Annotated in this window: 15 protein-coding genes; 3 read left to right on the top strand and 12 right to left on the bottom strand. The window is 59.7% G+C overall.

The annotated features are described in order from the left end of the window. Positions 1-26: 26 nt before the first annotated feature. Positions 27-1,364 (top strand): lytic murein transglycosylase, encoded by a 1,338-nt coding sequence (locus AC4ANE_RS04900; protein ID WP_002555326.1) that lies wholly within the window; start codon positions 27-29, stop codon positions 1,362-1,364. Between the two features lie 120 nt (positions 1,365-1,484). On the opposite strand, the gene lipA is transcribed toward AC4ANE_RS04900, so the two are convergent. The 12 genes from lipA to AC4ANE_RS04840 form a co-directional block, all read right to left on the bottom strand. After that, positions 1,485-2,492, bottom strand: coding sequence for a lipoyl synthase (gene lipA, locus AC4ANE_RS04895; protein ID WP_002555327.1), 1,008 nt, complete (start codon positions 2,490-2,492; stop codon positions 1,485-1,487). Next, on the bottom strand, positions 2,485-3,141 hold the full coding sequence (gene lipB / locus AC4ANE_RS04890) for a lipoyl(octanoyl) transferase LipB (protein WP_002555328.1): 657 nt from the start codon (positions 3,139-3,141) through the stop codon (positions 2,485-2,487). The genes lipA and lipB overlap by 8 nt, the downstream gene beginning before the upstream one ends. Further along, positions 3,141-3,416, bottom strand: coding sequence for a DUF493 domain-containing protein (locus AC4ANE_RS04885; RefSeq protein ID WP_002555329.1), 276 nt, complete (start codon positions 3,414-3,416; stop codon positions 3,141-3,143). The genes lipB and AC4ANE_RS04885 overlap by 1 nt, the downstream gene beginning before the upstream one ends. A 93-nt stretch (positions 3,417-3,509) precedes the next feature. After that, positions 3,510-4,670 carry a D-alanyl-D-alanine carboxypeptidase family protein gene (locus AC4ANE_RS04880; RefSeq protein WP_002555330.1) on the bottom strand — a complete coding sequence of 387 codons (1,161 nt, stop codon included), beginning with the start codon at positions 4,668-4,670 and terminating at the stop codon, positions 3,510-3,512. 241 nt (positions 4,671-4,911) lie between these two features. Beyond that, positions 4,912-5,940, bottom strand: coding sequence for a septal ring lytic transglycosylase RlpA family protein (locus AC4ANE_RS04875; RefSeq protein ID WP_002555332.1), 1,029 nt, complete (start codon positions 5,938-5,940; stop codon positions 4,912-4,914). Next, positions 5,940-6,947 carry a lytic murein transglycosylase B gene (mltB, locus tag AC4ANE_RS04870; protein WP_002555333.1) on the bottom strand — a complete coding sequence of 336 codons (1,008 nt, stop codon included), beginning with the start codon at positions 6,945-6,947 and terminating at the stop codon, positions 5,940-5,942. Before mltB ends, AC4ANE_RS04875 begins: the two co-directional genes overlap by 1 nt. Positions 6,948-6,964: 17 nt before the next feature. Beyond that, the gene (rodA, locus tag AC4ANE_RS04865) at positions 6,965-8,068 is read right to left on the bottom strand and encodes a rod shape-determining protein RodA (protein WP_003368803.1); all 1,104 of its coding nucleotides are present in this window, start codon (positions 8,066-8,068) and stop codon (positions 6,965-6,967) included. Positions 8,069-8,099: 31 nt separating this feature from the next. Next, the gene (gene mrdA, locus AC4ANE_RS04860) at positions 8,100-9,995 is read right to left on the bottom strand and encodes a penicillin-binding protein 2 (protein ID WP_005745383.1); all 1,896 of its coding nucleotides are present in this window, start codon (positions 9,993-9,995) and stop codon (positions 8,100-8,102) included. A 28-nt stretch (positions 9,996-10,023) separates the two neighbouring features. Beyond that, positions 10,024-10,491 carry a 23S rRNA (pseudouridine(1915)-N(3))-methyltransferase RlmH gene (gene rlmH / locus AC4ANE_RS04855; protein WP_002555336.1) on the bottom strand — a complete coding sequence of 156 codons (468 nt, stop codon included), beginning with the start codon at positions 10,489-10,491 and terminating at the stop codon, positions 10,024-10,026. 9 nt (positions 10,492-10,500) lie between these two features. Next, positions 10,501-10,887, bottom strand: coding sequence for a ribosome silencing factor (gene rsfS / locus AC4ANE_RS04850; RefSeq protein WP_002555337.1), 387 nt, complete (start codon positions 10,885-10,887; stop codon positions 10,501-10,503). A 60-nt stretch (positions 10,888-10,947) separates the two neighbouring features. Further along, positions 10,948-11,607: a nicotinate-nucleotide adenylyltransferase gene (gene nadD / locus AC4ANE_RS04845; protein WP_161794688.1), complete on the bottom strand. Its 660-nt coding sequence runs from the start codon at positions 11,605-11,607 to the stop codon at positions 10,948-10,950. Positions 11,608-11,629: 22 nt separating this feature from the next. Beyond that, positions 11,630-12,895 (bottom strand): glutamate-5-semialdehyde dehydrogenase, encoded by a 1,266-nt coding sequence (locus AC4ANE_RS04840; protein WP_460408732.1) that lies wholly within the window; start codon positions 12,893-12,895, stop codon positions 11,630-11,632. A gap of 527 nt (positions 12,896-13,422) precedes the next feature. Here AC4ANE_RS04840 and AC4ANE_RS04835 point away from each other — a divergent pair. Next, positions 13,423-14,094: a DNA-3-methyladenine glycosylase gene (locus AC4ANE_RS04835; RefSeq protein ID WP_002555340.1), complete on the top strand. Its 672-nt coding sequence runs from the start codon at positions 13,423-13,425 to the stop codon at positions 14,092-14,094. Positions 14,095-14,097: 3 nt separating this feature from the next. Next, positions 14,098-15,414 (top strand): bifunctional DedA family/phosphatase PAP2 family protein, encoded by a 1,317-nt coding sequence (locus tag AC4ANE_RS04830; protein ID WP_002555341.1) that lies wholly within the window; start codon positions 14,098-14,100, stop codon positions 15,412-15,414. Positions 15,415-15,458: the final 44 nt, after the last annotated feature.

The following is a 15,458-nucleotide window of genomic DNA, read 5'->3' as shown; positions in this document are numbered from 1 at the left end:
TAACGGTAATACCCTTGGACTCAAGCATGCCTTCTCGTTTTACCCATCGCCCGCAGCTGCGCCAACTCATCGCTGCCTCCAGCCTTGTTGCCTTGGTAGCCTGCGCAGAAAAACCCACTGCAGCCGATGCCACGCCTCTTCAATCCAGCAAAGCACAGACAAACGCTCCTGCCGTAGCCCCTACGCCTGCGCTGGTCGTTGATGACAGCCTCACGATTCAACCCGCCGTCAGCTTCAGCGAATGGCAGGCCGGTTTTCGTGTTCAGGCGTTAAAGGCAGGTATCCGGGCGGATGTATTCGATCAGGCATTCGCCGGTGTCACTCCCGACATGAGCGTGGTCAAGGCCGACCGCAGCCAGCCTGAGTTCACCCGTCCGATCTGGGAATATCTGGACGGTGCCATCTCCGCCGCACGCGTGCGCAAGGGGCAGGCGCTGCTTTCGCAGTACGCTGACGACCTGCAGAAGATCGAGCAGCAGTATGGTGTGGATCGTCAGGCGCTGGTCGCGGTATGGGGCATGGAAAGTAATTTCGGGTCGTTCCAGGGCACGCAATCCGTCATTCGCTCGCTGGCTACGCTGGCCTATGAAGGTCGCCGTCCCGGTTTTGCACAGAGCCAGTTGCTGGCCGCGCTGGAAATCATCCAGCATGGCGACATCACACCGGACAAGATGCTGGGTTCGTGGGCCGGTGCGATGGGCCAGACCCAGTTCATTCCGACCACCTATAACACTCATGCCGTCGACTTTGACGGCGATGGCCGCCGTGACATCTGGAACACTCCCGCCGATGCCCTGGCCTCCACTGCGCATTACCTGCAAAGCTCTGGCTGGCAACGCGGTCAGCCCTGGGGCTTTGAAGTGGTACTCGGCTCCGGGTTTGATTACTCGCTGGCAGATTCGACCACTCGCAAGAGCCTCGCTGAATGGCAACAACTGGGCCTGAAACAGCCGGACGGCTCGGCGATTCCAGTCGCAGCCAGCCAGCAGCAAGCCGCCTTGTTGTTGCCAGCCGGTTATCGCGGGCCAGCCTTTCTGGTGCTGGATAACTTCCGAGCCATTCTCAAGTACAACAACTCCACCTCGTACGCACTGGCGATCAGCCTGCTTTCTGACCGGTTCAAAGGGGCCGGGTACGTAGTAGGTGCATGGCCACGCGGGGACACTCCGCTGAGCCGCTCTGAACGCATTGAACTGCAAACCCTGCTCTCGGCACGTCAATATGACGCAGGCGCACCAGACGGCATTATCGGTGCAAATACGCGCAAGGCCATTCGTAGCGCGCAGCAGTCATTCGGCTGGCCGGCAGATGGTTACCCGACGCATGAATTGCTGGAGGCCCTGCGCAAGCCTGTAGGGCAATAATCGGGAGGACGCAGAGCGTCCAGAACAGCATGCCCACGCGGAGCGTTGGCACGATAATCAACCGCAAACAAAAAGGGCCAGGTATCGCTACCTGGCCCTTCTTGTTTTTGCGGCGTGCTGTCAGAGCATTGCCTTGGCGATCTTGGCTTGCTCGTCGGCATGATACGAAGAGCGTACCAGCGGCCCGGATGCGACGTTCTTGAAGCCCATCTTGTAACCTTCCTCGGCAAACCAGGCAAAGGTGTCAGGGTGGACAAAGCGCTGCACCGGAAGGTGGTTGCGCGATGGCTGCAGGTACTGACCCAGCGTCAGCATGTCGATGTCGTGCTCGCGCATGCGCTGCATGACTTCGATAACCTCTTCGTCGGTCTCGCCCAGGCCCAGCATCAGCCCTGATTTGGTCGGTACATGCGGGACCATCTGTTTGAAGCGCTGCAGCAGGGTCAACGACCACTGGTAGTCCGAACCCGGACGCGCAGCCTTGTACAGACGCGGAACGGTTTCCAGATTGTGGTTGAACACATCCGGTGGCTCGGCAGCGGTGATTTCCAGCGCTACGTCCATGCGGCCACGGTAGTCGGGCACCAGTGTTTCAAGCTGTACGCCCGGCGACAGCAGGCGGATTTCGCGGATGCAGTCGGCAAAGTGCTGAGCACCGCCGTCACGCAAGTCGTCACGGTCCACCGAGGTGATCACTACGTACTTCAGACGCAGGTCGGCAATTGCGATGGCGAGGCTCTTCGGTTCGTTGACGTCGAGCGGCTTCGGACGACCATGGCCCACGTCGCAGAATGGGCAGCGACGGGTGCAGATGTCGCCCATGATCATGAACGTTGCGGTGCCACCGGAGAAGCATTCGCCCAGGTTCGGGCAGGACGCCTCTTCACAGACACTGTGCAGCTTGTGCTTGCGCAGCAATTGCTTGATACGGTCGACTTCCGGAGAAACCGGGATGCGCACACGAATCCAGTCGGGTTTCTTCGGCAGATCTACCGTTGGAATGATCTTGACCGGGATGCGCGCAACCTTTTCCGCTCCGCGAAGCTTAACGCCCGCTTCGACTTTCGGACGGGCCACTCGCTCGGAAACATCCAGCGTCGGGATCAGGGTTTGCACGGTGTCAGTCATAATGGTTTATTCCGCCCGTAAGGGTCGCCTGCTCAGCGTAGTCGAGGTGTTTGACGAGCTGCGCACGCAGTCGGGCACTTACCTCGGAAAATTCTATCTGCCCTGCCTGATCGCTCAGTTGGGTCATGGCCAACCCGGCGTATCCGCAAGGGTTGATGCGGCGGAACGGCTCCAGGTCCATGTCGACGTTCAACGCCAGACCATGAAACGAGCAGCCGTTGCGAATGCGCAGACCGAGCGACGCGATTTTCGCGCCGTCGACGTATACACCCGGTGCATCGGCCTTGGCGGCTGCCTTGACGCCGTAGTCGGCGAGCAAGGCGATAAGGGTATTCTCGATCCGTGTTACCAGATCGCGAACACCGAAACCAAGGCGCCTGACGTCCAGCATCAGGTAAGCCACCAGTTGGCCCGGGCCATGATAAGTCACTTGGCCGCCACGATCGACCTGTACGACAGGAATATTGCCCGGCAGCAGCAAATGTTCGGCCTTGCCGGACTGTCCCTGGGTGAAAACCGGGGGGTGCTGGACCAGCCAGACCTCATCGGCAGCCTCGCGGCCACGCCCATCGGTAAAGCGCTGCATGGCGTGCCAGGCGGTTTCGTAATCGATCAGGCCCAGATCACGAAAACCCAGCGCAACCGTCATCAGAGCACCATGTGCACGAAACCCGTAGCGCGAAGGGCACTATTGATATCGCGCAATTGATCTTCGCCTGTAGCGACGATGTGCAACTGGACGGTGGTGTATTTGCCGTTGCTGCTCTGACGCTCGGCGAGTGTCTTGAGGTCGACCTGAGCGTACTTGTGCAGGACTTCCATAACAGCAGCAGTAAAGCCCACGCTGGTGTCACCGATCACCTTGATCGGATAGTCATCGCAGGGGAATTCGATTTTGTGCGACTTGATGTCGGTATCAGTCATGGCAGTAAAGGTCTCACAAGCCGTGACGACGGACACGCGGCCCGCTCAGATCATGAGCAGGCCGCAAGAAGGTCGGCAGTAGTTACTGGAGGGTCAGTTGAACAAGCCGTAGAAGAACAGGCGGATGCTATCCCACACGCGGCGGAAAATGCCACCTTCCTCAACTGCATCAAGCGCAATCAGGTTAGCGGTATGAACCACCTGATCGTCTTTCTTGACCTCGACCTTACCGATCACGTCGCCCTTGGCGATTGGCGCAACCAGTTGCGGGTTCATGGTCATGCTGGCGGACAGCTTCTTCATGTCGCCTTTTGGCATGGTCATGCTCAGATCTTCAGCCAGACCGGCCTTGACCTGACGCTCAGTGCCTTTCCAGACGGTTGCCTGAGCCAGCTCGGTGCCCTTCTGATAGAAGTTCTGGGTTTCGAAGAAACGGAAGCCATAGGTCAGCAGCTTCTGGGTTTCAGCCGCACGGGCCTGCTCGCTGTTGGTGCCGAACACTACTGCGATCAGACGCATGCCGTCACGTACAGCCGAAGACACCATGCAGTAGCCGGCCTCGTCGGTGTGGCCGGTCTTCAGACCGTCAACGGTCTTGTCGCGCCACAGCAGCAGGTTGCGGTTAGGCTGCTTGATGCCGTTCCAGAAGAACTCTTTCTGCGAGTAGATCGCATAGTGAGCCGGGTCTTCGTGAATGATTGCACGCGCCAGGATCGCCATGTCGTGAGCCGACGAGTAGTGCTCGGGGTTCGGCAGACCGGTCGGGTTCATGAAGTGGCTGTTGGTCATGCCCAGATCGCCGGCGGTCTTGTTCATCATGTCGGCAAATGCATCTTCGCTGCCGGCAATGTGCTCGGAGATCGCGACGCTGGCGTCGTTACCCGATTGAATAATGATGCCGTGCAGCAGGTCGCTGACCGTCACCTGGCTGCCCACCTTGATGAACATCCGCGAACCGCCTGTGCGCCAGGCATTTTCACTGATGGTCACCGGATCGTTCTCGCCGATCTGGCCGCGACGAATTTCCAGGGTCGCGATGTAGGCAGTCATCAGCTTGGTCAGACTGGCAGGTGCCAGACGCTGGTCACCGTTGTTCTCGACCAGAACGTTGCCGCTGGTGGCATCCATCAGTACGTAGGACTTGGCTGCCAGTTGCGGCGCAGCAGGCGTCATCTGCTCTGCCGCCCAGACGGTCGGGGTGATAATCAGTGGAACAAGCAGGCACAAACGTTTTGCAAAGGTGGTGATGTTCATCCGTCTCTCGAGAATCCTAATGGGCAAACATGCCCTTGCGGGCAAAACTGAACAGACCGGCGAGGCGAAAACGCCTCGGTACGGCTCGTGGCGCCAGGCTGTAACCCTGGCTGACAAAGTCGCCTGTTCGACACACGACCTTGTGGGCAGTTACCTGCAACGCTGGCCCTGATGGCAAAGCTGCGCTGCCTGCGACTGCATATCGTCCTCCGTTGTTGCTGGAAAACGATTGTCGAAAAACTTATTGATCCGATGTCACTACGCTTGGCTGACCCAGATTGGCCGACCTGACGCTGTTTTGCAGTTGCTGGGCTTCACCCGGCGTGTCGATCGGTCCCATCCGGACCCGATAGAGCGTTTGCTGATTGCGAGCTATCGAGCTGACGAACACCGGCGCTCGAACCATCCCGCTCAGTTTCGACCTCAGGAGCTCCGCAGCGTCCGGGTTGGCGAAGGCTCCCACCTGGAGAAACAGCCCAGCGGCTTGTCCTGAAGCGTTTTTTTTTGCGTCAACCTGCAACGGCACGACAGGTGCGGCATGTTGCTGCGGTGGCGGCGTGTATTGCTCGACGGTTCCGGTCGATGTCGACAGCGCGGGCGGCGTGGCCTGAGCCATCACTTGCGGCTGATTGAGCATCAGCGGTGCCGGACGGCCACGTTGCGCCCACCATTCCTGCGGGTCGATACCTTCGACCTTCACCCGGGCGGTGCCGGTTTCGGCATAGCCCAGCTTTTTGGCGGCGGCGTAGGACAAGTCGATAATGCGGTCCGAATAGAACGGCCCGCGGTCGTTGACGCGCAGAATCACCGTGCGGTTGTTGTCCAGGTTGGTCACTTTGACATAGCTGGGCAGCGGCAGGGTCTTGTGCGCGGCGCTCATGCCATACAGGTCATACACCTCGCCGTTGGCGGTGTTCTGGCCATGAAACTTGGTGCCATACCAGGAAGCGGTGCCCGAAGCGACGTAACGCTTTGAATCGCTCATCGGGAAATAGGTCTTGCCCAGCACCGTATACGGGTTCGCCTTGTAGGCACCGGTATGCAGGGTCGGCGTTGCATCGGGGATGCGCGAGACATCCACGTCCCACCACGGCGCGCCGTCCTTGTGGGCACGGTTAATGTCCAGCCCCGGCATCGAGCGCACAGCGGCACCGCCTTTTGGCGACTGCGACGAGGTTGTGCGTGACGGCGACGAGCAACTGGCAACCAGCACTGCCAGGCCGGTCAGCGCCAGAAGCTTGAATGTTTGCAGAATCGGCAATGCCCGCATTACTTGACGCCTCGAGCTTGAACCAACGATTCAGACAGCTGATACACGGCCATGGCGTACATCACACTGCGGTTATAACGGGTGATAGCATAAAAATTGTTCAAACCCAGCCAGTATTCAGGACCATTGTCGCCTTCAAGACGGAACGCCGTTACCGGCATATCGTCGCGCAGCGCATCATGACTCGCCCAGCCCAGCTGTCGCAACTCCCCGACCGACATTACCGGATCAAGCGCAGGGCTCAACCCTTCGTCAACCCGGTCGCCACGTGCGGTCGCGCGGCTGACTACCGGCTGACCGGCTACCCAGCCATGACGCTTGAAATAACTGGCAACGCTGCCGATGGCATCGTCCGGGTCGGTCCAGATGTTGATATGGCCGTCGCCGTCGAAATCCACTGCATATGCGCGGAAACTGCTCGGCATGAACTGCGGCAGGCCCATTGCTCCGGCGTACGAGCCTTTGAGAGTCAAGGGGTCAACCTGTTGTTCGCGAGCCAGCAGCAGAAACTCACGCAATTCCTTGCGGAAGAACTGTGCGCGTGGCGGGTAATCGAAACCGAGCGTCGACAATGCATCGATCACCCGGTAATTGCCGGTGTTGCGGCCGAAAAAGGTTTCCACGCCAATGATCGAAACGATGATCTGCGCCGGTACACCATATTCCTGCTCGGCGCGGGCCAATGCGGCCTCGTGCTGACGCCAGAAATCGACACCGCGGGCGATGCGCGTATCGGTGATGAACATCGGCCGATACTCTTTCCACTGCTTGACCCGTTCGGCCGGGCGGGAAATGGCATCGAGAATGGCCTGCTTGCGCTCCACCTCACGAAACAGGCTCATCAACTGCTCACCGGCAAAACCGTGATCGCGGGTCAGCTCACCGACGAATTCCGCTACCTGGGGCGAACCCTCATAGTCGCCGGCCAGCGCCTCTTGCACCGATCCAAGGATGCCTACCAGACCGACCACCGGAGCATATCGAGCCCAGTTACGCATTGCTTGCATTGAATAGTTCACCTTAATCAAACTTGAGCAATCCATTTACGGTGTGTATGGATCGACATCAAAACCCCAAACGCTGACAGTAGGGTCACCAGCGAAGTTCCGCCGTAGCTAATGAAGGGCAATGGCACCCCCACCACTGGCAGCAGGCCACTGACCATACCGATGTTGACGAAAACGTAAACAAAAAACGTCATGGTCAACGCTCCGGCCAGCAGTTTGCCGAATAATGTCTGCGCCTGTGCAGTGATCACAAGCCCGCGGCCGATCAGCAGCATATAGATGATCAGCAGCGCGCAGATGCCTACCAGACCGAACTCTTCACCCAGCACCGCGATGATGAAGTCGGTGTGGCTTTCCGGCAGAAAGTCCAGGTGAGACTGAGTGCCCAGCAGCCAGCCTTTGCCGAAAACGCCGCCCGAACCGATGGCTGCCTTTGACTGAATGATGTTCCAGCCGGTGCCCAGCGGATCGCTTTCCGGGTCAAGGAAGGTCAGCACGCGCTGTTTCTGGTAGTCGTGCATAAAGAAGAACCACATGGCCACCGCCGCAGGCACAGCGGCCGCCAGCACACTGATAATCCAGCGCCAGCGCAGGCCGGCCATGAACAGCACAAAGGCACCTGAGGCCAGAATCAGCAGTGACGTCCCCAGGTCAGGCTGGCGAACGATCAGAATGAACGGCACACCGACCAGGGCGAGACTGACCGCTACATGCTTCAAATGCGGGGGCAGCGTGCGCTTGGACAGATACCAGGCGATGGTCGCCGGCATGATGATCTTGAGAAACTCCGAAGGCTGGAAGCGGATCACCCCGGGAATGTTAATCCAGCGCGTCGCCCCCATGGCGTTGTGACCCATGACATCCACCACTACCAGCAGCAGGACGCCGATGACATACAGTACCGGCACCCAGCGCGCCATGAAGCGCGGCTCCAACTGGGCGATCACCACCATCGCCACCAGACCGATACCAAACGAGCTGGCCTGCTTGATGAGCAGGTCCCAGTTCTTGCCGCTGGCCGAGTACAGGACAAACAGGCTGCCAGCCGCCAGGGTCAGCAACAGGATCAACAACGGGCCATCGATATGAATGCGCTGCAGAAACGTGGCACGGCGGCGCATCACGTCTTCGCTGGACAGGATGCGGTCGAAATTACTCTTCACGGGCCGCAGCCTCCAGATTCAGGGAACCGGCATACTCAGGCTTGAGATGGCCGTTTTCGTCGAGCAGCCAGGCGTCCATCACCTGACGCACAACGGGTGCAGCAACGCCGGAACCGGACTCGCCGTTCTCGACCATCACTGCAACAACGATTTTTGGATTGTCGGCCGGTGCAAAGCCGACAAACAGAGCGTGGTCACGGTGACGCTCCTGAACCTTGGTGCGGTCGTATTTCTCGCCCTGCTTGATGGCGACAACCTGAGCCGTACCGCTCTTGCCCGCGATCCGGTATTGCGCACCGATGGCAGCCTTGCGCGCCGTACCACGCGCGCCATGCATCACTTCCTGCATACCGTGGTTGACTCGCCCCCAGTTGGCCGGATCACGCAGTACGATGTTCGGCATCGGGTTTTCATCCACAGGTGCCTTGCCTTCGATGGTTCTTGCCAGATGCGGACGGTTCCACACACCTTTGTTGGCCACCAGTGCGGTCGCCTGGGCCAGTTGCAACGGCGTTGCCTGCATGTAGCCCTGCCCAATGCCGAGAATCAGGGTTTCGCCAGGGAACCAGGCCTGGCGACGGGTCGCACGCTTCCATTCACGGGACGGCATCAGACCGGGGGATTCCTCGAACATATCCAGCGACACTTTCTGCCCGATGCCGAACTTGTTCATGTAGGTGGAAAGCCGATCAATGCCCAATTTGTGCGCCAGATCGTAGAAGTACGTGTCATTGGAACGCATGATCGCGGTGTCCAGATCCACCCAGCCATCGCCGGTGCGGTTCCAGTTACGGTACTTGTGATCGTAATTGGGCAGCTGGTAATACCCTGGGTCGAACACTCTTGAGCCGGGCGTTACCGCACCGGCGTCCAGCCCGGCAATCGCCACGGCAGGCTTGATGGTCGAACCGGGCGGGTAAAGGCCGCGCAGAATGCGGTTGAACAGCGGCCGGTCGATGGAATCGCGCAGCTCGGCGTAGGCCTTGAAGCTGATACCGGTGACAAACAGGTTCGGATCGAAACTCGGCGCGCTGACCATCGCCAGCACTTCTCCGGTGGCCGGGTCCAGCGCGACTACCGCGCCACGACGCCCACCCAGTGCGGCCTCGGCAGCTTCCTGAAGGTTGATGTCCAGACTAAGAACGATGTCCTTTCCAGGGATCGGGTCGGTGCGTTTGAGCACGCGCAGCACGCGGCCACGGGCGTTGGTCTCGACCTCTTCGTAGCCGACCTGACCATGCAGATCGGGTTCGTAAAATCGCTCGATACCGGTCTTGCCGATATGGTGCGTGCCGCTGTAATTGATCGGATCGAGGCTCTTGAGCTCTTTTTCGTTGATCCGCCCCATGTAACCGACCGAGTGAGCAAAATGCGGCCCTTGCGGGTAGTGCCTGACCAGTTGCGCAACCACTTCGACACCCGGCAGGCGGAACTGGTTGACCGCAATCAGGGCGATCTGCTCTTCGCTCAGCTCGAACAGGATAGGCACCGGCTCGAACGGCCGACGCCCCTGCTTCATACGCTTTTCGAAGATGATGCGATCATCCGGGGTGAGCTGGAGGATCTCGACAATGGTGTCGAGCACACTGGACCACTCGCCGGCACGCTCACGGGTCATGCTGAGACTGAAACTGGGCCGGTTGTCCGCAACCACCACGCCATTACGGTCGTATATCAGCCCACGGCTGGGCGGAATCGGCTGAACGTGAACGCGGTTGTTTTCGGAAAGTGTGGAGTGATACTCGTACTGGATGACCTGCAGGTAATACAACCGGGCAATCAGCACGCACACCAGCAACACCACCGCCACGGCACCGAACACGACCCTGCCGCGCACCAGGCGTGCGTCCTTTTCGTGGTCTTTGAGGCGGATCGGTTGAGACATTTAGGCCGTATTCACAGTAAAGACGATGCTACTTGTGATAAGGGTGCCCGGACAGGACTGTCCAGGCGCGATACATCTGTTCGCCGATCAGAATGCGCACCAGTGGATGCGGCAGGGTCAGCGGCGACAGGGACCAGCGTTGTTCACTGCGGGCACAGACTTCAGGTGCCAGCCCCTCGGGGCCGCCGACCATCAGGTTGACCGTGCGTGCATCGAGACGCCAGCGATCGAGTTCGACCGCCAGCTGTTCGGTGCTCCACGGTTTGCCATGCACTTCAAGCGTGACAATCCGCTCGCCCGGCTGCACTTTCGCCAGCATCGCCTCGCCTTCCTGACGGATAAAGCGCGCAACATCAGCGTTCTTGCCCCGGGTATTGAGCGGGATTTCCACCAGTTCAAGCGCAAGCTCGGAGGGCATCCGCTTGGCGTACTCGTGCCAACCTTCTTCCACCCACTTGGGCATGCGCGACCCCACAGCAATCAGACGCAAACGCACATCAAGGCCTTATTCGTTGCCTGGAGTGTGGTGCGCAGCGCTGGCGGCACGGCTTTGTTCAGCGCCCTGCCACAAGCGTTCCAGGTCGTAGAACTGGCGTGCCGCAGCGGTCATTACGTGAACGATCACATCGCCCAGGTCCAACAGAACCCAGTCGCTGTCGCCCTTGCCTTCTTCGCTCAGGGACTTCAGGCCGGCTGCCTTGACCTTGTCACGGACGTTATCGACCAGTGCATTCAACTGACGGTTGGACGTACCGGTGCAGATCAGCATGTAGTCAGCGATGCTGGTCTTGTCACGCACATCGATGGTCAGGATGTCTGCACCCTTGACTTCTTCAAGGGCTGCAATCGCAACATTGATGACTTCTTCACTGCTCATTTTTTGCTTTGTCATATAAAACTCATTCAGCTCGTATGTGTGGGACCGTTCAAACGCTTATCGATCAAAGCAGTTTCAGGACGACCCATCAGTGTTCGGCGCGCGGTAAAGTCCGCGTGCGTCGATATAGGCCAGTACCGCGTCTGGCACCAGAAAACGTACCGACTTACCGCTGGCCAGCAGTTGACGGATCTGGGTGGCAGACACCGATAAAGGCGTCTGCCAGACGAATGTAATGTGTCCACCCGGCCCTTTCAGGGCCTTGGGGTCGCTGACCGCGCGTGCCGCCAGCAGATTGCGCATGGCATCCGGCGACTCGCTGTCCGCGTCCGGGCGTTGCAGCACCACGATATGGCAGTGCTCCAGCAGTTCTTCCCACCTGTGCCAGGTCGGCAGCCCACAAAAGGCATCCCAACCCAGCAACAGGAACAGCTGGTCCTGAGGCGCCAGTTCGGCGCGCATCGATTCCAGTGTGTCGAGGGTATACGACGGTTTGTCCCGCTTCAGTTCACGGTCATCCACCGTCAAGGGCGACACACCCGCAACCGCGCTCTGAACCATCGCCAGACGGTCCTCGGCGGTGACACTTGGCATGTCACGATGCGGAGGCCTGGCGCTGGGCGTCAGGCGCAACTCATCGAGTTCCAGCAGTTCGGCCACTTCGAGCGCACCGCGCAAGTGACCGATATGAACCGGGTCAAACGTACCCCCAAGCATACCGATACGTCTGGGCAGCGCTGTCGTGGGGTTGTTCAAGTCAGGCTTGTCCGCGCAATTGACCATCACCGATCACGATGTACTTCTCGCAGGTCAACCCTTCAAGCCCGACTGGACCGCGGGCGTGCAGCTTATCAGTAGAAATGCCGATCTCGGCACCCAATCCGTATTCGAACCCGTCCGCAAAGCTGGTCGGTGCATTGACCATGACCGAACTGGAATCGACCTCGGCCATGAACCGGCGAATCTGACTTTGATGGTCGGAAACGATGGCATCGCTGTGATGCGAACCATAATGGTTGATGTGCTCGATGGCTTCGTCCAGCCCTGAAACGACGCGAATCGACAGGATTGTAGCCAGGTATTCGGTGTGCCAGTCGTCTTCGGTGGCCGGAATTACGTCGATCAGGTCACGGGTGCGCTCGCAACCGCGCAACTCGACGCCCTTCTCGCGAAACTGCGCGGCCATGGCAGGCAGGAAATCGGCGGCGATGGTTTGATCGACCAGCAGGGTTTCCATCGCGCCGCAGATACCGTAGCGGTACGTCTTGGCATTGAAGGCAATCTTCTGCGCCTTGGCCAGATCGGCGTGGGCACTGACATACACATGGCAGATGCCGTCCAGATGCTTGATGACCGGCACGCGCGCATCGCGGCTGACCCGCTCGATCAGGCCCTTGCCGCCACGCGGAACGATGACGTCAACGTACTCGGGCATGGTGATCAATGCGCCAACCGCTGCACGGTCGGTGGTTTCAACCACCTGCACCACAGCAGCAGGCAGCCCGGCCTCGGCCAGACCACGCTCGATGCAGGCGGCAATGGCACGATTGGAATGAATGGCTTCGGAACCGCCGCGCAGGATAGTCGCGTTACCGGACTTCAGGCACAGACTGGCCGCATCGATGGTCACATTCGGACGCGACTCGTAGATGATTCCCACAACACCCAGCGGCACACGCATCTTGCCGACCTGAATACCCGAAGGCCGATAGCTCATGTCGCGGATCGCACCGACCGGGTCTGCCAGACCTGCTACCTGACGCAACCCGACGATCATGCTGTCGATACGCGCGGGGGTCAGGGCCAGTCGTTCCAGCATTGCCGGCTCAAGGCCATTGGCCTGACCATTGGCCAGGTCCAGCGCATTGGCGGCAGACAGCTCGGCGCGCGCTTCATCCAGAGCAGCGGCAGTGGCTTGCAGGGCGCGGTTCTTCTGCGCAGTGCTGGCACGACCGATCACTCGCGAGGCTTCGCGGGCGGCGCGACCCAGGCGGGTCATGTAGTCAAGAACGGACTCAGTCATGGTCTCAGAGGTCTTGGCAAAGAGGAAAGCGGCTGATTATAGCTGTCGTGCCGCACGAACGACAGCGCAGACAGGCGGATGGTCGATATCAGTGCGCAGATTTATTGCGCAGACCGATGCCTATCCCCCTCAGCCCTCATCGTTACATACAAAGTCCGCTTTTGATTCTGGCCGAAAGCCGTAGGAGCGGACTTGTCCGCGAAAGGGCCGTGACATCCGCAAGAGATGTATCGCCCGAAATAAAGCTTTCGCGAACAAGTTCGCTCCCACGCCCTGTGGGCAGAAGCCTGAACACCCCCATTTTCCGGGCTCGTCAGGACTCGTGCATAACGATGAGCGCTCAGCCTGCGCGCCCTCTCGACCAGCGTCGCAATGAGACGCACGCACAAAACGCTCTTATGGGTTAACCGGTTTGTCATGCCTCAGTCACTTTCAGAAACAACAAAGCCGCTAATCCAGACACATTCAGCTGCAATTAAAGTTGCGCTTGTTATTATCGGGCACCTTCTCAACGTACCTGCCTGACTATGCCTGCTGCTCTTCCGGATCATTTCTTCCATCGCGATGCCCAGTTGCTGGCCCGCGATCTGCTGGGCAAGATCATTCGGCATAAAGTGGGCGAGCTGTGGCTGGCCGCCCGCATCATCGAAACAGAAGCGTACTACTGCGCTGAAAAAGGCAGCCATGCTTCGCTGGGCTATACCGAAAAGCGCAAAGCGCTGTTCCTCGACGGCGGGCACATCTATATGTACTACGCGCGCGGCGGTGACTCGCTGAATTTCAGCGCCGAGGGGCCGGGCAATGCAGTGCTGATCAAATCGGCATTTCCCTGGACCGACGCAACCAGCGACGAAAACGCCCTGGCGCAGATGCAGTTGAACAACCCCGACGCCAGCGGGGCAATCCGCCCGCCGCAACGGCTCTGCGCTGGCCAGACGCTACTGTGCAAGGCACTTGGCCTGAAAGTACCGGAGTGGGACGCCAGACGCTTCGACCCACAGAGGTTGCTGGTCGAAGACATCGGCCAGGCACCCGAGCGCATTATCCAGACCACCCGTCTGGGCATTCCTGCCGGGCGCGATGAGCACTTGATGTATCGCTTCGTGGATGCCGGTTACGCCCGTTTCTGCACACGGAACCCTCTCAGACGCGGTCAGGTCGAAGGCCGCGACTACTTATTTCTCGATCAAGGAAACTGACCGATGGGCGATCTGCTCAATGGCATGACCGGCTGGCTGACAGCGAATCCTTCCTGGGTGGCTGTCGCGATTTTTTTGGTGGCCTTCACTGAATGCGTCGCGATCGTCGGGATCGTCGTGCCGGGCACGGTCATCATGTTTGCCATCGCCGCCTTGGCGGGCAGCGGCATACTGCCGTTGAGCGAAGTGCTGTTACTGGGTTTTCTCGGCGGGCTGTTGGGGGACGCAGTGTCGTACTTCATAGGCCGGCGCTTTCATCAGAATATCCGTCAGTTGCCCGGCTTGCGCACGCACCCGGAGTGGATGGAAGGTGCGGAAAAATACTTCCACCGTTACGGCATCGCCAGTTTGCTGGTCGGGCGCTTCATCGGACCGCTACGCCCGATGCTGCCAATGATTGCCGGCATGTGCGACATGCCGCTCCCGCGCTTTGCGGCCGTCAGTGTACTGGCCGCGGCAGGCTGGTCGATTGCCTACCTGATGCCGGGCTGGGCGGCGGGCGCGGCCATTCGCCTGCCGCTGCCGGAAGGCTTCTGGCCTGAGGCGGCAGTGGTCGGTGCCGGTCTGGCGATTCTGTTCGGGCTGAGTATTCAGAGCAGCATTCGCCAGAAGCGCTATGCAACCAAACTTATTTCCGTGCTCAGCCTGACGCTGGTCGCGGCGCTGTTCATCGGCTGGCCCTATCTGGCGGACTTCGACAACGGCCTGATGACGCTCATTCAGGAGCATCGCAGCGAGGCCGCACAGAACATCGTGATCTTCGTCACCAGCATCGGCGACTTCAAGGCCCAGTTGCTGGCGGCCTCCCTGCTGATCATCGTGCTGGCCGTTGCCAGACAATGGCGTCACGCAGCTTTTGCCCTGACCGCAACACTGGGTACCGCGATTGCCAATGGCACCCTGAAAACGTTCTTCGCCCGCGCTCGCCCGGACGTTCTGGTAGAGCCGCTGACCACTTACAGCATGCCCAGTGGCCATAGTTCTGCGGCCTTTGCGCTGTTCATGACGCTGGCGGTGCTGGCCGGACGCGGCCAGCCCGTGCGCCTGCTCCTGAGCTGGATGCTGGTCGGTGGCATTCCGGCACTGGCCATCGCGCTTTCCAGGGTTTACCTCGGCGTTCACTGGCCAACCGACATCCTCGCTGGAATGCTCCTGGCGTTCTGTGTCTGCGCCGCCAGCCTGGCGTTCATTCAGCGCAACGCCCCCTTGCCCGCCATGTCGGTCCGGGTATGGTGGCTCATCGTCCCGGCAATGACCGCGCTGCTCGGCATTTTTGCGGTGCGCGCCCTCTCGCACGCAGTACTGCGTTACCAGTACTGATCGGCATACCTGATCGCGCCCGTACAAATCGGGTGCGACACTTC

This window comes from Pseudomonas sp. Pme6b (assembly GCF_058129925.1).
The sequence above is the reverse complement of the archived record's forward strand: the minus strand, read 5'-3'. Positions and strand labels throughout refer to the sequence as shown.

Bases quoted from the DNA above. Each gene is read 5' to 3' on its own strand.
- AC4ANE_RS04900 (WP_002555326.1), top strand. From the start codon at position 27: ATGCCTTCTCGTTTTACCCATCGCCCGCAGCTGCGCCAACTCATCGCT.
- lipA (WP_002555327.1), bottom strand. From the start codon at position 2,492: ATGACTGACACCGTGCAAACCCTGATCCCGACGCTGGATGTTTCCGAG.
- lipB (WP_002555328.1), bottom strand. From the start codon at position 3,141: ATGACGGTTGCGCTGGGTTTTCGTGATCTGGGCCTGATCGATTACGAA.
- AC4ANE_RS04885 (WP_002555329.1), bottom strand. From the start codon at position 3,416: ATGACTGATACCGACATCAAGTCGCACAAAATCGAATTCCCCTGCGAT.
- AC4ANE_RS04880 (WP_002555330.1), bottom strand. From the start codon at position 4,670: ATGAACATCACCACCTTTGCAAAACGTTTGTGCCTGCTTGTTCCACTG.
- AC4ANE_RS04875 (WP_002555332.1), bottom strand. From the start codon at position 5,940: ATGCGGGCATTGCCGATTCTGCAAACATTCAAGCTTCTGGCGCTGACC.
- mltB (WP_002555333.1), bottom strand. From the start codon at position 6,947: ATGCAAGCAATGCGTAACTGGGCTCGATATGCTCCGGTGGTCGGTCTG.
- rodA (WP_003368803.1), bottom strand. From the start codon at position 8,068: ATGCGCCGCCGTGCCACGTTTCTGCAGCGCATTCATATCGATGGCCCG.
- mrdA (WP_005745383.1), bottom strand. From the start codon at position 9,995: ATGTCTCAACCGATCCGCCTCAAAGACCACGAAAAGGACGCACGCCTG.
- rsfS (WP_002555337.1), bottom strand. From the start codon at position 10,887: ATGACAAAGCAAAAAATGAGCAGTGAAGAAGTCATCAATGTTGCGATT.
- AC4ANE_RS04840 (WP_460408732.1), bottom strand. From the start codon at position 12,895: ATGACTGAGTCCGTTCTTGACTACATGACCCGCCTGGGTCGCGCCGCC.
- AC4ANE_RS04835 (WP_002555340.1), top strand. From the start codon at position 13,423: ATGCCTGCTGCTCTTCCGGATCATTTCTTCCATCGCGATGCCCAGTTG.
- AC4ANE_RS04830 (WP_002555341.1), top strand. From the start codon at position 14,098: ATGGGCGATCTGCTCAATGGCATGACCGGCTGGCTGACAGCGAATCCT.